This is a genomic window from Mesorhizobium sp. M0227 (genome assembly GCF_040321855.1).
Lineage (GTDB): Bacteria > Pseudomonadota > Alphaproteobacteria > Rhizobiales > Rhizobiaceae > Mesorhizobium.
The window spans coordinates 20,290-39,726 of sequence record NZ_JAMYSJ010000039.1 but is presented as its reverse complement, the minus strand read 5'-3'; the positions used below and the strand labels follow the sequence as shown (position 1 = coordinate 39,726).

At 63.2% G+C, this 19,437-nt stretch carries 17 protein-coding genes and 1 pseudogene; 4 read left to right on the top strand and 14 right to left on the bottom strand.

What is annotated here, in order from left to right; all coding sequences use genetic code 11:
* On the bottom strand, positions 1-731 hold a 731-nt coding region (locus NKJ00_RS29965; RefSeq protein WP_352632317.1), incomplete at its 3' end, for a KUP/HAK/KT family potassium transporter.
* 103 nt (positions 732-834) lie between these two features.
* Entirely contained in the window at positions 835-1,575 is a 741-nt protein-coding gene (locus tag NKJ00_RS29960; RefSeq protein ID WP_352632319.1) for a pyridoxine 5'-phosphate synthase, read from the bottom strand.
* 135 nt (positions 1,576-1,710) lie between these two features.
* On the opposite strand from NKJ00_RS29960, the gene NKJ00_RS29955 reads away from it, so the two are divergent.
* Positions 1,711-2,133: a SpoIIAA family protein gene (locus tag NKJ00_RS29955; protein ID WP_352442857.1), complete on the top strand. Its 423-nt coding sequence runs from the start codon at positions 1,711-1,713 to the stop codon at positions 2,131-2,133.
* Here NKJ00_RS29955 and NKJ00_RS29950 read toward each other — a convergent pair.
* The 10 genes and pseudogenes from NKJ00_RS29950 to NKJ00_RS29905 form a co-directional block, all read right to left on the bottom strand.
* The gene (locus NKJ00_RS29950) at positions 2,126-3,253 is read right to left on the bottom strand and encodes an ATP-dependent DNA helicase (protein ID WP_027034850.1); all 1,128 of its coding nucleotides are present in this window, start codon (positions 3,251-3,253) and stop codon (positions 2,126-2,128) included. The two genes, NKJ00_RS29955 and NKJ00_RS29950, sit on opposite strands and share 8 nt — an antisense overlap.
* Positions 3,254-3,397: 144 nt before the next feature.
* Positions 3,398-3,757, bottom strand: coding sequence for a nitrile hydratase accessory protein (locus NKJ00_RS29945; RefSeq protein ID WP_352612393.1), 360 nt, complete (start codon positions 3,755-3,757; stop codon positions 3,398-3,400).
* Complete coding sequence (nthB, locus tag NKJ00_RS29940) at positions 3,744-4,403, bottom strand: nitrile hydratase subunit beta (protein WP_023813052.1); 660 nt, start codon at positions 4,401-4,403, stop codon at positions 3,744-3,746. Before nthB ends, NKJ00_RS29945 begins: the two co-directional genes overlap by 14 nt.
* Positions 4,400-5,023 (bottom strand): nitrile hydratase subunit alpha, encoded by a 624-nt coding sequence (nthA, locus tag NKJ00_RS29935; protein ID WP_352551888.1) that lies wholly within the window; start codon positions 5,021-5,023, stop codon positions 4,400-4,402. Before nthA ends, nthB begins: the two co-directional genes overlap by 4 nt.
* A gap of 80 nt (positions 5,024-5,103) precedes the next feature.
* Entirely contained in the window at positions 5,104-8,265 is a 3,162-nt protein-coding gene (locus tag NKJ00_RS29930; protein WP_352612391.1) for an efflux RND transporter permease subunit, read from the bottom strand.
* Positions 8,262-9,533, bottom strand: coding sequence for an efflux RND transporter periplasmic adaptor subunit (locus NKJ00_RS29925; RefSeq protein ID WP_352612456.1), 1,272 nt, complete (start codon positions 9,531-9,533; stop codon positions 8,262-8,264). Before NKJ00_RS29925 ends, NKJ00_RS29930 begins: the two co-directional genes overlap by 4 nt.
* Before the next feature lie 250 nt (positions 9,534-9,783).
* A pseudogene (locus tag NKJ00_RS29920) lies at positions 9,784-10,379 on the bottom strand (LysE family translocator).
* A 115-nt stretch (positions 10,380-10,494) separates the two neighbouring features.
* The gene (gene ilvN, locus NKJ00_RS29915) at positions 10,495-11,067 is read right to left on the bottom strand and encodes an acetolactate synthase small subunit (RefSeq protein ID WP_023757090.1); all 573 of its coding nucleotides are present in this window, start codon (positions 11,065-11,067) and stop codon (positions 10,495-10,497) included.
* An 86-nt stretch (positions 11,068-11,153) separates the two neighbouring features.
* Complete coding sequence (locus NKJ00_RS29910) at positions 11,154-12,935, bottom strand: acetolactate synthase 3 large subunit (RefSeq protein WP_352632315.1); 1,782 nt, start codon at positions 12,933-12,935, stop codon at positions 11,154-11,156.
* A 257-nt stretch (positions 12,936-13,192) separates the two neighbouring features.
* A complete protein-coding gene (locus NKJ00_RS29905; RefSeq protein WP_352632313.1) occupies positions 13,193-14,383 on the bottom strand; it encodes a DUF6600 domain-containing protein in 1,191 nt (396 codons plus the stop codon).
* A 58-nt stretch (positions 14,384-14,441) separates the two neighbouring features.
* Between NKJ00_RS29905 and NKJ00_RS29900 the strand changes: the two genes are divergently transcribed.
* Together NKJ00_RS29900 and NKJ00_RS29895 are read left to right on the top strand one after the other, a co-directional pair.
* Positions 14,442-14,681 carry a hypothetical protein gene (locus NKJ00_RS29900; protein ID WP_352551883.1) on the top strand — a complete coding sequence of 80 codons (240 nt, stop codon included), beginning with the start codon at positions 14,442-14,444 and terminating at the stop codon, positions 14,679-14,681.
* A gap of 122 nt (positions 14,682-14,803) precedes the next feature.
* Positions 14,804-16,624 carry an NAD(P)-binding domain-containing protein gene (locus tag NKJ00_RS29895; RefSeq protein ID WP_352632311.1) on the top strand — a complete coding sequence of 607 codons (1,821 nt, stop codon included), beginning with the start codon at positions 14,804-14,806 and terminating at the stop codon, positions 16,622-16,624.
* A 73-nt stretch (positions 16,625-16,697) separates the two neighbouring features.
* Here the strand turns inward: NKJ00_RS29895 and tmpB are convergent, their stop codons facing one another.
* On the bottom strand, positions 16,698-17,288 hold the full coding sequence (tmpB, locus tag NKJ00_RS29890) for a (R)-1-hydroxy-2-trimethylaminoethylphosphonate oxygenase (protein ID WP_127293138.1): 591 nt from the start codon (positions 17,286-17,288) through the stop codon (positions 16,698-16,700).
* A complete protein-coding gene (gene tmpA / locus NKJ00_RS29885) occupies positions 17,285-18,436 on the bottom strand; it encodes a 2-trimethylaminoethylphosphonate dioxygenase (RefSeq protein ID WP_352612381.1) in 1,152 nt (383 codons plus the stop codon). Before tmpA ends, tmpB begins: the two co-directional genes overlap by 4 nt.
* Positions 18,437-18,558: 122 nt before the next feature.
* Here tmpA and NKJ00_RS29880 point away from each other — a divergent pair, with 122 nt between their 5' ends.
* Positions 18,559-19,437, top strand: coding sequence for a LysR family transcriptional regulator (locus tag NKJ00_RS29880; RefSeq protein ID WP_352612379.1), 879 nt, complete (start codon positions 18,559-18,561; stop codon positions 19,435-19,437).

Sequence of the window (19,437 nt, the reverse complement as noted above, 5' to 3'; positions counted from 1 at the left end):
CCGGTGACGGCGAGGAAGATGGCGCCGATGGTCACGAAAGCGACGTCGGGCGAATTGATCAGAAACGCGACGATGTAGTGCGGGCTGATCGCCCACAGGATTTCCGGATCGGCGATGATGTGGTTGAGGCCGGAAAGGCCGATCGCCAGGAACCACACCGCCGTCACGGGACCGAAGACCAGCCCCACACCCCCCGTGCCGAAACGTTGCACCGCAAACACCATGGCAAGGATGACCAATGTCAGCGGCACGACATAGGGCTGGAAGGTCGGCGTGACGACATTCATGCCCTCAACCGCCGACAGCACCGATATCGCCGGCGTGATGACGGCATCACCGAAGAAAAGCGATGCCCCGACAATGCCGATGCCGAGCATCAGCGCCGAGCGCTTGGGGAAACTGCCGCGCGCCAGCGCCATCAGCGACAGCACGCCGCCCTCGCCGCGGTTGTTCGCCCGCAGCACGAACATGATGTATTTGATGGTGACGATGATCGTCAGCGACCAGATGATCAGCGACAAAACGCCCAGAATATCGCCGCGCTGGGCGACTTGTCCGCCCGACGACGCCACCAGCGCCTCGCGAAAGGCGTAGATCGGGCTGGTGCCGATATCCCCATAGACGACACCGAGCGCGCCCAGCATCAGAACCTTGGTGCTGTGCTGCTCGACTTCCGAATGGCTCGATTGTTCGACGGGTTCTGCCTCACTACCAGTATTGGTAAGGGCCATGGACGACACTCCGATAAGCGCGCGGTGCTCTACGCTTGCTGCAATGCAATATCAAGTGCCGTCGCGTAATGGCTGCCATGCCTGCCACGCGAGGCTGCCATCGCTACCATCCGCAGGCCTTGAGGAACCGACCCACCGTGCCGGCCATGCCATACTCCAACGCGTCGGCTGTCAACCCATGTCCGATCGACACTTCGGCCAATGCCGGAATGCGCTTGGCAAGTGCGGGCAGATTGCTGACCACCAGATCGTGCCCGGCATTGACCTGAAGCCCGGCAGCAAGCGCGGCGTCGGCGGTTTTTCCCAGTCTTTCCAGCTCCTTAGCCGCTTTGGCGAAATCTGTGTGATAGCTGCCATATGGACCCGTATAAAGTTCGATACGGTCGGCGCCGATGTCGCGCGCAGCCGCCACGCCATCGGGGTCCGGATCGGAAAACAGCGACACGCGAAAGCCCCCCTTTTTCAGACGCTTGACGATCGGTGTGAGGAACGCGGTCTGGGTCGCGAAGTTCCAGCCATGGTCCGATGTCGCCTGGGCCGGATCGTCCGGCACCAGCGTCACCTGTTCAGGCTGGTGCTTTTCCACAAGCAACAGGAAATCCTCGGTCGGATAGCCCTCGATGTTGAATTCCGCGCGCGGAAACTCGTCGTCGATCAGCGACCGGATTTCTGGCAGATCGGAGTGTCTTGTGTGCCGCTCGTCGGGGCGTGGATGCACCGTCAGCCCATGCGCGCCGGCCGCCAGCGCAATGCGGCCGAGGCCGGTCACGCTTGGCCACGGCAGGTCGCGCCGGTTGCGCAGCATGGCGATGGCATTGAGGTTGACGGAGAGCTTTGCAGGCATGCGGGTGGCCTCGGAAATCATTCAACGCGCCCACCTATAATGCCTTTGACGGGAACAGTAATGCCTTTGGTGGGAACAGACTGGGGGTTTCGCGTGTTCCAAGCCTGATGAGCGAACCCGGGAAAGGACGCACCGATGAATTTTCTCGATGAGGTTCCGGCAATCCGCCGTATCGAGACCAGCCGCGACGACCTTTTCGCCATCGATGTAGTCGGGCACGTTTCCGCGGCCGACGGTGAAAATCTTTTCGGGCTGCTGGAGGCAGCCTATGCCCTGCACCCGCGCATCGATGTGCTGGTGCGCCTCGTCGACCACGATGGCGTCGACTGGGCCGACATCGCGGACGAGACCCTGAAGCAGGGCGCCATTCATGCATTGGAACATGTCGGCCGTTGCGCAACCATCGGCGAACCGGACTGGATAGCGGACGCACAACGCTTTCTGCCGTCCTCACCGCCCATCGAAATCAGGCATTTCAGGGCGGAGGACGAGGCTGCCGCCTGGCAATGGCTTGCCGCACAGCCTATCGGAGCAACAGCATCCGGCGCCCCTACCTGACGATCGTCAGCCGCTCGGCCGCCCGCGTGATGGCGGTGTAGAGCCAGCGCTGGCGGGTTTCCTTGAAGGCCCAGCTTTCATCGAACAGCACAATCTCGTTCCACTGCGAGCCCTGCGCCTTGTGCACGGTCAGCGCGTAGCCATAGTCGAAATCGTCGAAGCGCTTCTTCTGCTGCCAGGGGATATCGGCATCGGGATCCTCGAACGCCGCCTTGAGCAGCTTGATCTTGGCGACGCCACGATCCGGATCGTCCTCTTCCGGCGACACCAGAAGATTGATGCCGGGCTTCACCGTCTCGCGCGACGAGGTCATCACCTTCCACAGCGAGCCGTTGAGCAGGCCCTTGGCCGGATCGTTGCGCAGGCAGACGAGCTTGTCGCCGGCCTGCGGATAATCGGCGTTGAAGCCCTTGAGCTCGCGCAGCCGCTGATTGTAGCGGCGACGCGTGCGGTTGGTGCCGACCAGCACCTGGTCCGCCTTCAGCACCAGCTCCTGGGTGACGTCTTCCTTGCCGATCACCTGCGCCGTGCCATAGTCGCCACGCATGAATTCACGGCCCTCGCGCACATCGAGCGCCAGCCGCAGGATCGGGTTGTCGCGCGCCTGCCGGTGGATTTCGGTCAGCAAAAAATCCGGCTCGTGGTCGGTGAAGAAGCCGCCGCCCGAGATCGGCGGCAGCTGGCCGGGGTCGCCCAGCACCAGGATCGGCGTGCCGAAACTCATCAGGTCGCGGCCGAGCTGCTCGTCGACCATCGAGCATTCGTCGATGACGACCAGTTTCGCCCGCGTAATCGGGCTCTGGCGGTTGAGCGAGAAGGTCGGCGACATCGACGTCTTGCCGGTGACCTCGTCCGATACCGATTCCTCGCCCTTCGGCCGATAGATCAGCGAATGGATGGTGCGCGCATTGACTGCACCCTTGGAGCGCAGCACCTGCGCCGCCTTGCCGGTAAAGGCGGCGAACTGCACCTGGCCGTCGACATGTTCGGCGAAATACCGCGCCAAGGTCGTCTTGCCGGTGCCGGCATAGCCGAACAGCCGGAACAGCTGCGGCTGGCCGGTCTTCAGCCATTGGGCGACCGCCTTCAGCGCGTCGTCCTGTTGGGGAGAGAATTCCATCAGCGCGAGAGACCGGATTCGCAAGGGAAAGACAAGACAGCGGCCACCATCATCGATGCGCCGGGACGCTTCAATGCCGCCGACGGGTCAGGCTATCAGGCGCAGACAAGAACGTAAAGGGAACATACAAGCTCGCCCCACACCTTATCGAATCGGCTGGGGATCGTTTTCCAGCAGGATCGGCTTGCCGTGCGGCGTGGCATGCGCGGCGCGCTCCCAGGCTTCAGCCATAGCGTCGACATCCGACTTCGCGGCCAGCCCTTTGATGGCAAGCAGGCTTTCCAGCGCCGCCAGCCAATGTTCGTAATAATCATGGCCGTCCGCTGCGGCGCCCGGTCTCTTCACTTTTTCCGACAGTGCCTGCGCCCACTCGCTCCACGAAAACAGGCCCTTGTCGTGCAACGCCACCGTCATGGCGAAAGCCTCGGCCTGCCATGGCTCGGCAAACACCCGCGCATCGACGCCCGGCGGCAGCTCGGACAGATCCGTATCACGCCGGCTCAAGATAGCTCTCCCAGGCGTCTATCGACACGCTTAGCGTCGGGTCGGCGCCCTCGCCCCAGATTTCCGGCCCTTCGAAAACCACGGTGTAGACCCATTGCGGATTTTCGCCGTGTCCATGCGCGTTGCTGTCGGGGAACACGAAACCGTCGTGCACCGCCTCAATCACCCCCTGCTTGGCGCGCGCATAGCGCGGCAGCCGCGTGTGGCCGCTCGGGTTGAAGTTCTTGGTCCGTACAGGATCGCCGGCCTTGAACCGCGCTGGCTGTGCCACCGGCCGGTCGCAAGGCCCACCCTTGGCCAGCACGGCAGGCACGTTTTCCGCCTTCAGCACCCTTTTCGGTGTCGCAGCCGGATCAATCGCTCGGCCCTCAGCCAAGTCGCGCTCGCTGACAAACCCATGGCGCTTGAGCAGCACCTCCAGCGCCTTGATCCAGATCTCGTAGTAGCTGGAGGCATAATAGTCGGCCGGATGCAATGATTCCCGCGCATGCCGGCTCTCGTCGATGTTCCAGGCTCCCATGGCGCCGGCAGTCAGCGTCACGCCGAGCGCCCGCCTCTCCCATGCGGCATGAAAATACGGCTCGTCCTGTTCGGGCGCGACGGGACCGAACCCCATTTGTCCGCCGAGATCCTGCGGCCCGTTCATGCCGGCTGCCCCTCTATTTCAGGTCTTTGGGCCAAGCCGGTCCCGATCATCGCATCACGGCTGACCAACTCCGCCAGCCGCTCCTCGCTCCAGCCTTCGGTATTTTCGGGCCGCATCGGCACGACGAGATAGCGCAGCTCGGCGGTCGAATCCCAGACGCGGATTTTCTTGTCCGCCGGCAGCGTCAGCCCGAACTCCTCCAGCACGCCGCGCGGATCGATGACGGCACGCGAACGATAGGGCGGCGCCTTGTACCAGACCGGCGGCAGGCCGAGCACCGACCACGGATAGCAGGAGCACAGCGTGCAGACGACGAGATTGTGCGTCTCCTCGGTGTTGAACACCGCCTGCATGTGCTCGCCCTGCCGCCCGGTATAGCTCAGCGATTCGATCGCCGCCGTCGCATCGCGTTTCAGCCATTCGGCATAGGCGGGATCGCTCCAGGCCTTCGCCACCACCCTGGCGCCGTTGCGCGGGCCGATTTTCGTCTCGTAGGTATCGACGATGACGTCGATCGCCGCCGGATCGATCAGCCCCTTTTGGGTGAGGATGGTTTCCAGCGCGCGGACGCGGGCGGCAAACGGATCGAGTTCGTTGTCGTGGTCATGATCGTGTGACATGGCCGCAAACTACGTTTCCAGTGATGCCGCCGCAAGCGCAACGGCTTGGGCCAACGGCACATGGCGCTGGCCCTGTCACATCATTCGGCCGCCGCCCGCTGCGGTTCGGGCAGCATGTCTTCCCTGGCTTCGAATAGCGACGGCTGATCCCCCGCTTCGACCGGGCCTGGCTCGCCCTTGCGCTTCGACCAAAGCCCGACCAGCCAGCCAGAGAAATTCTCCATGTAGACATAGATCACCGGCGTCACGAACAGGGTCAGCGCCTGCGAGGCAAGCAGACCACCGACAACGGCAACGCCCAGCGGCTGGCGCAGTTCGGCGCTGGCGCCGGTGCCGAGCGCAATCGGGAATGTGCCCATCAGTGCCGCCAGCGTCGTCATCATGATCGGCCTGAACCGCATCAGGCAGGCCTTGTGGATCGACTCGGTCGCGGACATGCCGTCTCGTCGCAGTTCAAGCGCGACGTCGACCATCATGATGCCGTTCTTCTTGACGATGCCGATCAGCATCAGGATGCCGATCACCGCGATGACAGACAGATCCATACCGGCGAAGCGCAAGGCAACAACCGCCCCGAGCACAGCCGACGGCAGGCCGGTGAGGATTGTCAGCGGGTGGATGAAGCTCTCGTAGAGGATGCCGAGCACGATGTAGATGGTCAGGATTGCGCCGCCGACCAGAAAACCCTGGTTGGCAAGAGAATCCTGGAAGGTCTTGGCCGTCCCGGCGAAGGTGGTCGAGATCACCGTCGGCATGCCGATCTGCTCCTTCAGCGCATTGATGCGCGTCACGCTGTCGCCCAGCGCCACGCCCTGCGGCAGATTGTAGGAGATGGTCACGGCTGGAAGCTGGCCGAGCTGGTTGACAGTCAGGGCGCCGGCCGTGCGATCGACCCGGGCGAAGGCGCCGAGCGGAACCAGACTGCCGCTCGCCGTCCTCATCTGGATGGCCAGCATCCGCTCGGGCGACCACTCGATCTTTGGATCGAGCTCGGTGATGACTTCGTAGCTGTCGGCCGAACCGAAGATTGTCGAAACCTGGTCGGTGCCGAACCCGCCATAGAGGGCGGAGCGCAACGTGTCGGTATCGATACCGAGCTGGGCGGCCTTGTCGCGATCCACCACCAGCGTCGCCTGCAACGCATTGTTCTGCAGGTCGCTGGTGACGTCGGTGAAGTTCGCATGGTCGGCCGCCATCGCGTCGTTCAGTTTCTGCGCCCAAATATCGGTCAGGCCGGTATCAAGGCCCTGAACCACGAGCTGGTAGGCGCTTGCCGACGACCGCGAGCCCAGCCTCAAATTCTGCACCGGCTGCATGTAGGTCTCGATGCCCGCCACGCCGGCCAGTTGCTTGCGCAGATCCGAAAGCACCTTCTCGATATCGGGGCGCTGGTCCTTGCCCTTGAGCTGGACGAAAAGCTGCCCCTGATTGAGCGCATTGTTGCCGCTGCCCGCCGACCACGCCACATGGGCGACATAGGGCGAATGCGAGAAGACGCTGGCGACCTGTCCTTGCAGCCTGGACATGGCATCGAAAGAGATGTCCTGACGTGCGATGGTGGTCACCGATATCTGGCCGATGTCCTCCTGCGGGAAGAAACCCTTCGGCGAAGTCTGGATCAGCCACACCGACGCTGCCGCGGTGCCGACGAAGACGAGGAACACCAGGAAGGTGTGGCGCAGGCAGAAGCTCAAGACCCTGTCGTAGCCGCGGGTGACGAGGTCCTGCTTATGACCGGGGCCATGCTTGTCACGGTCGGCTTTGGTCACCGACAGCAGCCGCGAGCACAGCATCGGCGTCAGCGTCAGCGACACGAACATCGACGCCAGGATGGCGACCGTCACCACGACGGCGAACTCGTTGAAGATGCGCCCGATGACGCCACCCATCAGCAGCACGGGGATGAACACCGCCACCAGCGAGATCGAGATCGAGATGATGGTGAAGCCGATTTCGCGCGCGCCCTTCAGCGATGCGTCGAAGGCCGACAGCCCGTCCTCCTCCATATGGCGGAAGATGTTTTCAAGCATCACGATGGCGTCGTCGACGACGAGGCCGACCGCCAGCGTCAGGCCCATCAGCGATATGTTGTCGATGGAAAAGCCGAACAGGAACATCGCGCCGAGCGTGGCGATCAGCGAGATCGGCACAGCCACGGCCGGGATGATGGTCGCCGTCACCCGGCGTAGGAACACGAAGATCACCATGATCACCAGGGCAATGGTGAGCAACAGCGTGAACTGCACGTCGCTGACCGCCTGCCGGATCGAACTGGAGCGGTCGTTAAGCAGCTTGATGTCGGCGGCGGCCGGCATCTGGTCCTTGAAGGACGGCAGCATCGCCTTGACCTTGTCGACGACGTCGACAGTGTTGGCATCGGGCTGGCGCTGCACGGCCATGATGATCGCGCGGGTGCCATCGTACCAACTTGCGGTGGTGGTGGTCTGCACCGAATCGACCACGCGGGTCACCTCGCCCAGCCGCACGGGATGACCGTTTTTGGTGGCGATGATGATGTTGGAGAAGCCGGCGGCGTCGGTCAGCTGCGTGTTGGCGGTGATGGTGAGCTGCTGCTTGTCGTTCTGCAGCACGCCCAGCGGCGTGTTGCTGTTGGCCGAGGCGACCGCCGCCTGCAGCTGATCGATCGAGATGCCGCGCGCGGCAAGCGCGGTCGGGTCGATCTGGATGCGCACCGCGTATTTCTGTTGGCCGAAGATCGAGACCTGCGCCACGCCGTCGATGGTCGACAGCGACGGCGAGATGACATTTTCCGCGAAAGCATCGAGATCGGTCAGCGGAACCGTGTCGCTGACCAGCGACATCAAAAGGATCGGCGCGTCGGCCGGATTGACCTTGCGATAGCTCGGCGGCGCCGTCATCTGCGGCGGCAATGATTTCTGCGTGCGCGCGATCGCCGCCTGCACATCGGCCGCCGCCGCATCGATGTCGCGGTTGAGCACGAACTGGATGGCGATCGAGGTCTGGCCAAGCGAGTTCGTGGTCGAGATCGAATCGATGCCGGCGATGGTGGCAAACTGCTTGATCAGCGGCGTCGCCACCGATGTCGCCATGGTTTCCGGCGAGGCGCCGGGCAGCGAAGCCGAGACATTGACCACCGGGAATTCGGCGCTGGGCAGTGCGGCCACCGGGAGGAACTTGTAGGCGAACAGCCCGCCCAGCACAAGGGCGAACGACATCAGAAGGGTGGCGACGGGTCGGCGTATGCAGAATTCGGAGATCATTGGGCCGCCTCGCCGGCGTTGGTCGCCTCGGCCACCTTGGGAGCAGCATTCGCCGTGGCCTTGCCCTCATGCACCGCCGCGCCGTCCTTCAGCCTCGTCTGGCCTTCGGTGACGACCTTCTCACCGCTTTTCAGCCCCTGGCTGATGGCGCTGTTGTCGCCTTCGGTCAGCGCCACCTGCACCGGCCGCATCTCGACCGTGTTGTCCGGCTTGACCACATAGACGAACTGCCCCTTCTGGCTTGGCTGCACCGCGACGGTCGGAACCGATGTCATCTGCGGCATGATGCCGGCGTCGAGCACGACATTCACATACTGGCCGGGCCATAGCGAAAGGTCCGCATTGGGAATGCTTGCCCGCGTGGCAATCGTGCCCGACGCGGTGTCGACGCTGGAGTCGACGAAATCGAGCGTGCCCTTGCCGATCGGCGTCGGGTCGCCGTCCTTGGTCAGTGTCACCGCGCCCTGCTGCGGGTTGGCAAGCGCCTTGTGCAGCAAAGCCAGGTTGCTCTCGGGAAGATTGAAGTTGACCTGCAGCGGGTCCATCTGGGTGATGGTCACCAGCGGAGTGGCCGTGCTGCTGTTGCCATTGCTGACGGTGACGAGATCGCCGACGGCGACGCTGACTGCGCCCAGCCTGCCGGAAATCGGCGCCGTGATCGTGGCGAAGCCAAGCTGGACATTGTCGGCGTCGATTGTCGCCTTGTCGGCATCGACAGTCGCTGCGGCAGCCTTCTGCGCGGCGACGGCCTGGTCGTAGGTCTGCTGCGTGCCGGCCTGCTTGGCGACCAGATCCTTCGCGCGCTGAAGATCCGACTGCGAGCTGGCGAGCATCGCCTGATCCTTGGCGAGCGCCGCCTGATCCTTGGCAAGCTGCGCCTTCAGCGCCCGGTCATCGAGCGAAAACAGAACGTCGCCGACCCTGACCATCTGCCCGTCCTTGACATCGATGGAGACGATCTGGCTGGACACCCGCGCGTTGATGTTGACGACGGCTGGAGAGGAGACGAAGCCGATGGCGTAGCGCCGGATCGGGAAATCGGCTGTCGAAGCGACGGCCGAGAGGATGGAGGCCGAGCGGGCGCCGCTGCCGCCACCTGCCGACTTGCCCCCCGTTGCCGGCTTGTCGGTGGTCGGTTTGTCCGCGGCCGCGACCTGCTTTGCGCCGATAAGCTGCTGAACTCTGCTCAGCGTGTCCGGAGACAGATAGAGCCAGGCCGCGCCGACACAGGCGACCGCAAGCAATGAAAGAATGACTTTTCCACGCATCGACAAAAGGCCCTCTCTGTCCGACACGCCATAACCAGGTGGTCGTATTCTAGCGCAACTCACGGCCCGTTGCCGCGATTTCGCCGAATAGATAGGACACGCCTTTGTCGGAAAAGGGCCAAAAGGCGGCATTACGAAGATTTAATGTGCACTGCACAACGGATGTGCAACACGGGCTCAATCCCGATCTGGGCGGTACGCCCGAGACTCCGGATCCTGTCCCTTAAAGATCAGATGATGCGCCCCGGGCCTACCTCAGCATCGGCCAAAGCGTCGCCGCCAGCAGCACGCCCATGGCGATGTTGAACCATTTCAGCCGCACCGGGTCCGACAGGAAACCGCGCAGTGCGGTGCCGAACCCAGCCCACACCGAGACGCTCGGCAAATTGACGATGGTGAAAGCCACGGCGATCAACACCACCGACAGGACGGGTGCTCGGCATTGGCATAGACGGCCATGGCGGTGATCGCCATCACCCACGCCTTGGGATTGACCCACTGGAATGCGGCTGCCTCGATGAAGCGCATGGGCCGCGCTTTCGTCTCGCCCTTGCCGGTCAGCGTGCGCGACATGGCGATCTTCCAGGCGAGGTACAAAAGATAGGCGCCGCCGGCGATCTTGAGCGCGGTATGCAGCGCCGGAAACGCCGTCAACACAGCGCCGAGGCCAAGACCGACGGCAAGCAGCAGCACGAGGAAACCCATGCTGATGCCCAGCATGTGCGGAACGGTTCTGACGAGGCCGAAATTCACGCCCGATGCCAGAAGCATGAGATTGTTTGGCCCCGGCGTGATCGACGTCACGAAGGCGTAGACAAGCAGGGCAAGGAATGCGTCGAGCGACATGGATATCTTCCCTGACAAGTCAGCATCTTGTCTCTTCTCGGCGACCCCGCAAAGGCTACGGACGGCCTCACTGTGGAAGCTGGCTGACGCGTTCGGCGCCAGCCCCGCCGAAGTCCTACATCGCCTGCGGGCCGCGGTTCAACGCTGCCACGCCGGTGCGGCAGATTTCGACCAGGCCGAGCGGTTTCATGATGGCGATGAACTGGTCGATCTTGGAGCCTTTGCCGGTGATCTCGAAGATGAAATGCTCGGTGTTGGCGTCGATGACGCTGGCGCGGAACGCATCGGCCAGCCGCAACGCCTCGACGCGGGCCTCGCCGGTGCCGGCGACCTTGACCAGCGCCAGTTCGCGCTCAAGCGGCCGTTCCTGGCCGGATTCATGCGAACGCACGGTCAGGTCGACGACGCGGTGCACCGGCACGATGCGCTCGAGCTGGTGCTTGATCTGCTCCAGCACATGCGGCGTGCCGCGCGTCACGATGGTGATGCGCGACAGGTGTTTTTCATGCTCGGTCTCGGAGACGGTCAGGCTCTCGATGTTGTAGCCGCGCCCGGAAAACAGGCCGATGACCCTGGCAAGCACGCCCGGCTCATTGTCGACCAGCACGGAAAGCGTGTGGTTTTCCGGCTTTTCCGTCTCCTTGGCGATGAAATAGGCGGAGCCGGTCGGTTGTAGCTGTGCGTTCATGACATGAATCTCGTTTTTCAAGCTCTTGAGCTAATTCTCTGTTTGCGCAGGGCTTTCTCGCGACAGCCCTGCCTTGGTTCTGCCGGCTACACCAGTTCCCTGCCCTTGGCGTCGATGGCGTTGGCCACCGCCTCGTCGGTCGCCTCGTCGGGCAACAGCATCTCGTTGTGCGCCTTGCCTGACGGGATCATCGGGAAGCAGTTGGCGAGCGTCGCCACGCGGCAGTCGAACAGCACCGGCTTCCTGACCGAGATCATCTCCTTGATCGCGTCGTCCAGCTCGTCCGGCTTCTCGCAGCGAATGCCGTGGCCGCCATAGGCCTCGGCCAGCTTGACGAAGTCCGGCATCGCCTCGGTGTACGAATGCGACAGCCGGTTGCCGTGCAGCAACTGCTGCCACTGCCGCACCATGCCCATATACTGGTTGTTCAGGATGAAGATCTTGATCGGCGCGTCGTGCTGCACGGCCGCGCTCATCTCCTGCATCGTCATCTGCACGGAGGCGTCGCCGGCAATGTCGATGACCAGCGCGTCGGGATGCGCGATCTGCACGCCGAGCGCCGCCGGCAGGCCGTAGCCCATCGTGCCCAGCCCGCCCGACGTCATCCAGCGGTTCGGCTTCTCGAAATGATAGTGCTGCGCCGCCCACATCTGGTGCTGGCCGACCTCGGTGGTGATGTAAGTGTCCAGACCCTTGGTCAGTTCGTAGAGCCGCTCGATGGCGTATTGCGGCATGATCACGTCATTGTTCATCTTGTAGGCGAGCGAGTCGCGCGCACGCCATTTGGCGATCTGCTCCCACCAGGGGTAGAGCGCCTTCTTGTCGGCCTTGGCGCTCGCACGCCACAGCCGCACCATATCCTCCAGCACCCGGCCGACATCGCCGATGATCGGGACCTCGGTGTGGACGTTCTTGTTGATCGACGACGGATCGATGTCGATGTGGATCTTCTTCGAGTTCGGCGAGAAGGCGGTCAGCCGCCCGGTGATGCGGTCGTCGAAACGCGCGCCGATGCAGATCATCACGTCGCAGTCATGCATGGCCATGTTGGCTTCATAGGTGCCGTGCATGCCGAGCATGCCCATCCAGTTCTTGCCCGATGCTGGATAGGCGCCGAGGCCCATCAGCGTCGAGGTGATCGGGAAACCGGTGAGATCGACCAGTTCGCGCAGCAGATGGCTCGCTTCCGGGCCGGAATTGATGACGCCGCCGCCGCTGTAGATGATCGGCTTCTTGGCACCGGCCATCAGCTCGACCGCCGCCTTGATCTTTTCCAGGTCGCCCTGGACCTTTGGCTGGTAGCTGGTGCGCGGCGCGATCTGCGGCGGGACGTAGAATCCCCTGGCGAACTGCACGTCCTTCGGGATATCGACGACGACCGGACCGGGGCGGCCGGTGGTCGCGACATGGAAAGCCTCGTGGATGGTCGCAGCGAGCTCGTTCACGTCCTTCACCAGCCAGTTGTGCTTGGTGCAGGGGCGGGTAATGCCAACCGTATCGCATTCCTGAAAAGCGTCGGAGCCGATCAGCGAGGTCGGCACCTGCCCCGTCAGGCAGACCAGCGGGATCGAATCCATCAGCGCGTCCTGCAGCGGCGTCACGGCATTGGTGGCACCGGGGCCGGAGGTCACCAGCATGACGCCGGCCTTGCCGGTCGAGCGCGCATAGCCTTCGGCTGCATGGCCGGCGCCCTGCTCGTGGCGCACCAGTATGTGCTCGACATCGTCCTGCTGGAAGATCTCGTCATAGATCGGAAGGACAGCGCCGCCGGGATAGCCGAAGACATGCTTGACGCCATTGTCCTTCAGCGCCTGCACCACCATTTCGGCACCTGTCATCTCGCGCCGCTCGTTCTGTCCGTTGCTCATCGGTCTGGTCCCGTACTGTCGCCATTGGGCGTTTGCTGGTCGTTTAGTCGTGTTTCAGGCAATAAAAAAGGCCCCCGAGGGAGCCTGTGTCTTGCGCATGGGGGGTTTTCGCCCGGCGGTTACACCGCCTTGCCCACGCGCTTTCCTACGAGAATGAGTGCCGTTTTCATGGTGGCGGACACTAAGGGCGGGCAAGGCAGCCTGTCAACGGGAAAAATCGCGCCGGCGCGCACAGCGTGCCGGCACGATCGAGGTGGTCAGCCCGGCGCCTTGCAGCGGGAAACGCGTGGATCGCATCTGGACGCCTTCCTGGCCTCCATCTTCGCTGGCGGATGGTGGGGTGCCACCCTTGCCGGGCCATGGTGCTGGGGCATGTGCATTGCCAACGCTTGCTGATGCGGCTTTTGTTGCCCGCCACCGAGTGCTGGACGCTGCCCCGAAACCGGCTTGGGCGAAACCGGTTTGGGCGAACCCCGTTTGGGCGACGATTTGACAACGATGCGTCCGTCGCCCGCGGTCCTGTCGGCATGCAGCTTGAGCGCATCGGCCTTCGCGCCGTTGCCGGCGGCCATCCGCTTGCGCACGGCGTCGCCAGGCTTCACGACGGCCGGATTGCTGGCAGCCACCGCGCCGCGGGAAATGGCCTTGCCGCCGGTCAGCGTCTTGACGCCATGACCCGCCACGGTTTGCCCATTTCCATTGGCCGCCCTGGCGGCGGGCGTTCCATTGCCGGCCAGCCTCTTGATCTCGGCGCCCCTGGAAGCATCGAGCCGTGCACTGGCAAACACCCCTTTGCGCGGTGGAACCACTCTTGCTGCCTTGATCGATTCGATGACGGGCTTCGGGAACTGCTGCAGCCGGGGTCCGGCATTGATCGCAACGACCTGGTTGCCGAGCCGCACATGCGGCGCATTGTTGACCACGACGGTCTGGTTGATGATCGTCGTGTTGCGCGCGATGACGACGTTCTCAGTGGCAGGCCGTACCACTCTGACCAGATCGACCGCGCCGATCGCCGCCACCGGCACGAAACACCACCAGGCGTCGTCGAAGGCGACGTCGACATCGGGGGGTGCCGGAGCCCAGCCGACATCGTTGCCACCCTGGCGCCAGACCACCCAGGCCGGCGCCCATTGATCGCCGGCGATCCACACCCAGCCGAAATCGGGATCATAGGCCCAGCGGCCATAGTGATAGACGACATCGCCGAATGGCTCGGTGGACTGCCAGTACCAGCCATCGTCGGTCCAGACCCACCTGCCTTCGGTGTAGGGCCGCCATTCGGTACGGACCGAGGGAACCCAGACATCGCCGAAGCGGCTGGAGGTTCGCCATCCGCCATAGTTCGAAAGCCTTTCGCGGACGGTAACGGCAATTTCCGCCGCATGCGCCTGCGTTCCGGGCAGCGGGCCGGTCAGGGTCGCGCTCAAGGCCATGACCGCGGCCATTGCTGCTGCGCGTCCACGCCGGCCAAGGGAGCGACATGAAGACGCTTGGATAAAAGGTATGATGATCATAACGGGCTCCAGAGTTCCGCATCCAGAAAATCCCGGGAACCGTCCTGTTGCCCGCCACCGCTTCCCGGCTTCTCACCGATCGGTTGTCATCGGCCTCGGTGACCGCATTGCGGCATTTGACCATCAATTTTGCGCGACCGGCGCGGCATTCACAAATGGGACGTTCGTTTCCGGCGCCCGGGCGATTCCGAAACCGTCCGGCGATCTCATTTATAGGATAGACCATTGAAATCGCTGGAAACTATGGTGGGGCGTGACGAGGGCCGCCATCTCTGACGATACTTGATCGTCCGGCGGCGAGCCCGGCGGAACCACCACCATGACGATCTGGATTTCACGGGAGGAAACCTGATGCTCGACAAGCCCTCTAGCAAGAACAAGGCCCCTAGCAAGAAACTGTCCGACCTGCTCGATCAATTCGGCACCGCGCTTGCTGCCAATGACATCGAGAAGGCGGTCGATTGCTTTCAAGAGGATTGCTACTGGCGCGACCTCGTTACCTTCACCTGGAACATCAAGACCATGGAAGGCCGCGACCAGGTCCGCGACATGCTGAAAAGCCAATTGTCGAACACCAGGCCCTCGCACTTCGCCATCGCCAAGGGCGAGGACGCGACCGAGAGCGGCGAACTGATCGAGGGCTGGATCAGCTTCGAGACGGAAGTGGCACGCGGCTTCGGCCATATCAGGCTGAAGAACGGCAAGATCTGGACGTTGCTGACCACCATGGCCGAACTGAAAGGCCACGAGGAGCCGGCAGGCTTTGCGCGGCCGATGGGCGCCAGGCACGGCTCGGGCAAGAACCGTCCGACATGGAAAGAAGAACGCGAGAGGGAAGCCGCCGAGCTCGGCTTCAAGACGCAGCCCTATACGGTGATCATCGGTGGTGGCCAGGGCGGTATCGCGCTCGGCGCGCGGCTGCGGCAGCTTGGCGTTCCCACCATCATCATCGAGAAGAACGAGCGGGCCGGCGACAGCTGGCGCAAGCGCTACAAGTCGCTCTGCCTGCATGACCCGGTCTGGTACGACCATCTGCCCTATATCGATTTCCCGAAGAACTGGCCGGTTTTCTCGCCCAAGGACAAGATCGGCGACTGGCTGGAAATGTATACCAAGGTGATGGAGCTGAATTACTGGTCCTCGACCGAGGCCAAAAGCGCTTCCTATGACGACAAGAAAAAGGAATGGACCGTTGTCGTCCACCGCGACGGCAAGGACATCACGCTGAAGCCCAAGCAGTTGGTGCTGGCAACCGGACAGTCCGGCAAGGCCAATCTGCCGAAATTCAAGGGCATGGAGACCTTCAAGGGCGACCAGCACCACTCGTCGAAGCATCCGGGTCCCGACGCCTATGCCGGCAAAAAGGCCGTTGTCATCGGATCCAACAATTCCGCCCATGACATCGCAGCGGCACTTTGGGAAGCCGGCGCGGACGTCACCATGGTGCAGCGCTCGAGTACCCATATCTCCAGGTCCGACACGTTGATGGAAATTGGACTGGGTTCGCTCTATTCGGAGCAGGCGCTGCAGAATGGCATCACCACCGCCAAGGCCGATCTCATCTTCGCTTCGCTGCCCTACAAGATCCTGCACGAGTTCCAGATCCCGGCCTATGCCGAGATGAAGAAGCGCGACGCGGCATTCTACAAGGGTCTGGAAAAGGCCGGCTTCATGCTCGACTGGGGCGACGACGAATCCGGCCTGTTCATGAAGTATCTCCGGCGCGGCTCCGGCTATTATATCGATGTTGGCGCCTCGCAGCTGGTCATCGATGGTTCGATCAAGCTGAAGAGCGGCGTCGACGTCGAGGAAATCAAGCAGCACTCTGTTCTGCTCAGCGACGGGTCGGAACTGCCTGCGGACCTCATCGTCTACGCCACCGGGTACGGCTCGATGAACGGTTGGGCCGCCGATCTGATATCTCGCGAAACCGCCGACAAGGTCGGCAAATGCTGGGGCCTCGGCTCGAACACCACCAAGGATCCCGGCCCCTGGGAAGGTGAGCTGCGCAACATGTGGAAGCCGACGCAACAGGAAGCGCTGTGGTTCCACGGCGGCAATCTGCACCAGTCACGTCACTATTCGCAATTTCTGTCGCTGCAATTGAAGGCGCGGCATGAAGGGATCGCGACGCCGGTCTACGGGCTGCAGCAGGTGCACCACAAGGGGTAGGCGAGCGCCATTCCGGCGAAGCCGGAAGAAAGAAGGAGGCACGGCTTGCACCCTGCCTCCTTCCCTAGGGAATTTACGCCGGCTTACCCGCGGCGAACTGCATCACCACCCGCTGCAGCAGCGGCACGTAATCGCGAAATGTCCGTGTCTTCATGTTGGCGATCTTGCCGCTCTCGTCCCAGATGCGGACCCGGACCGCTTCCTCATGGAAGGGGTTCTTGCGGAACTCGGCGACCTCCTCGGCATTCATCGGCCCGCCCTGCAGCGACAGCGTGTGCACCGAGGCCTGCGAAAGCCTGCCGAAATAGGTCGGGTCGGTGGCGCAGAGATAGCGCTTGGCGGCGACATGCAGCCTGACGCATTCGACGATGACAGGTGGAAAGAACGGCGCCAGCACCTCGCCGCCGGCCTCGTCATGATGCTTGTCCTCGACATCCTCGGGCGAATAGGTGCCGAACTCGCTGGTGTAATGGCCGATGTCGTGCAGCAGCGCCGCCGCCACCAGTTCGTCCGGCGCGCCGTCCTTTTCAGCGAACCAGGCACCCTGCAGCATGTGCTCCGACATGGTGACGGGTTCGCCGAGATAGGATTCGGCGCCCCGGCGCTCGAAGATGTCGGCGATGAACTCGACGATGGTGTCCGCGTTCAAATCCTGGCCGCTCATTCCGCGGCCTCCTTGAACCCGTGCTCGATTGCCGCGAGCGTCGACAGCAGACCGTCCTTGTCTGCGTAGCAACCCTGCAGCCAGCGCTTACCGGTACCGGAAAACGCCTTGCGGGCATGCATGACGCGGGTGTTGTCGACGATGAACGCTTGCCCCGCTTCGAGCTTGAACGTCACCTCGAAGGATGGATCCTCGATCAGTTCCGCAAACCGGCGATAGGCGGCGTAGTACGCTTCCATATCGCTGAACGGCACGTCGACCGTCGGCGCCAGCGAGCGGTTGTTGAAGCGGATGCAAATCAGCTCGCCATCGGGCCCGAGCTCGATCATCGGCCGCTTCGCCTGCAGCCGCACGCCGGAAGAGCCGGCATACTCGAAGCGCGCCGGGCATGAGCTCAGCAGCCGGAAGCCTTCCGGGTTCTCAGCCTGCAGCGCAGCCGCGACTGCAAACCCATCGACGACACTGGACTCGCCGCCCTCAACCGTATTCTTGATGCAGGACAGGATCTGCAGCGTCGGCACAGGGTCGCGATAGGGATTGTCGGTGTGCGCCTGGAGGCCGAGATTCGTGTAGGCGAGATTGTTCGGATTGACCTCGGCGCGCACTTCGAACCAGCGCCCGTAATTGGTTTCCCTGATGTAGCCGAAAAGATCGGACACTTTGCACAGTGCCCCGGATTCGGTCGGCAGATCGTCCATCACCGCGAAGCCATAGGTTTTCACCGCCGACAGCCATTGCCCCAGCACAGCGCGATCGCGGCTGGCCGCAACATAGCCGGCGCGCGGCACCGAATTCTGCATCGAGGCCTTGGTCCATCGCACGGTGGCCTCGCCTGTCCAGCCGGGCTGGCGGCCTGCGTCACGATCATAGGCATTGGCGCTCAGCCATGCCGCGGGAAAGCTGACCGTCTTCTGCTCGGGCACGAAGCTGACTTCCAGGGCGCCGCCTTTGATCGATGCGGCGCCGATCCTGGTGTCGGCGGGAATGTCGAGAATGGTGATGAGCCGTTGACCATTGCCGGCGCTGCGCGTCTTGTCGTCCAGCGCATTGTCGCGCAGCCACATGGCGTGAAAACGGCTGCGCGACCCGTCCTGCCAGCCAAGGTCGATTGTTCTGCCTTCGTCGCCGATCCGCGCCTGGGTGAGCATGGAGATCCGTTCCTGTCCATTGCGTCCCCCGCAGCCTGATCCGCAGGGTTTCGATTGCATGTTGATCGCGCGACAGACATAACTCAAATTATCATTTTTTAGCCAATGACCGCAGAATACTAATGGCTCGTACAAATACACCGGTGCCGCCTCTGGACTGGCTGCGCAGTTTCGAGGCGGCGGCGCGGCTGTCGAATTTCACCGCGGCGGCAGCCGAGCTCGGTCTCACCCAGGCAGCCGTCAGCCAGCACATCCGGTTTCTCGAGGAGCGGCTGAAGACACGCCTGTTTTCGCGGCTGGCGCGCGGCGTCGCACTGTCGCCGGAGGGAGCAGCCTACCTGCCTCACATCCAGTCGGCCTTCGCCACCATCGGCAACAGCACCGCGGAACTGTTCGAGCCGCGTGCCGTCCAGACCGTGACCATCCGGGCGCCGATCTCCTTTGCCTTGCTCATGCTGGTTCCGGCGCTGCCCGATCTCGCGAAGGCACTGCCGCGCATCCAGCTCGATCTGGTGACGATCCATCGCCCTGCCGACTACGATCTGCCGGGCTCGGTGCTCGACATCCGCTTCGGCAACGGATCCTTCCCCGGCCGCGAAGCCGACAGACTGACCGCCGAGCGGCTCGTGCCGGTGGCCGCACCTGCGCTCGCCGGCGACGACGACTGGCCTTCCCTGCCGCTGCTTCTGGTCGCCGGCGCGCGCGAGATGTGGGCGGAATGGTTCGCCGCCGCTGGACTGGCTGGCCATCTCAGACGATCGCACCGCTTCGACAGTTTCGTCACCGCCATGGAGGCGGCGAGCGCCGGCGCCGGCGTGCTTTTGGGCTCGCGGCCGCTGGTCGATGCGGCGCTCGACATCAAGACGCTGGTCAGGCTTTCCGACTATGAACTTTCCAGCACATCGGGGCATTTCCTAACCAAGGCGTCGACAGCACGCCTGACCGGAGCCGAACAGGATTTCCGCCAGTGGTTGCTGTCGCGCCTCTCCGCGCCGGCATGA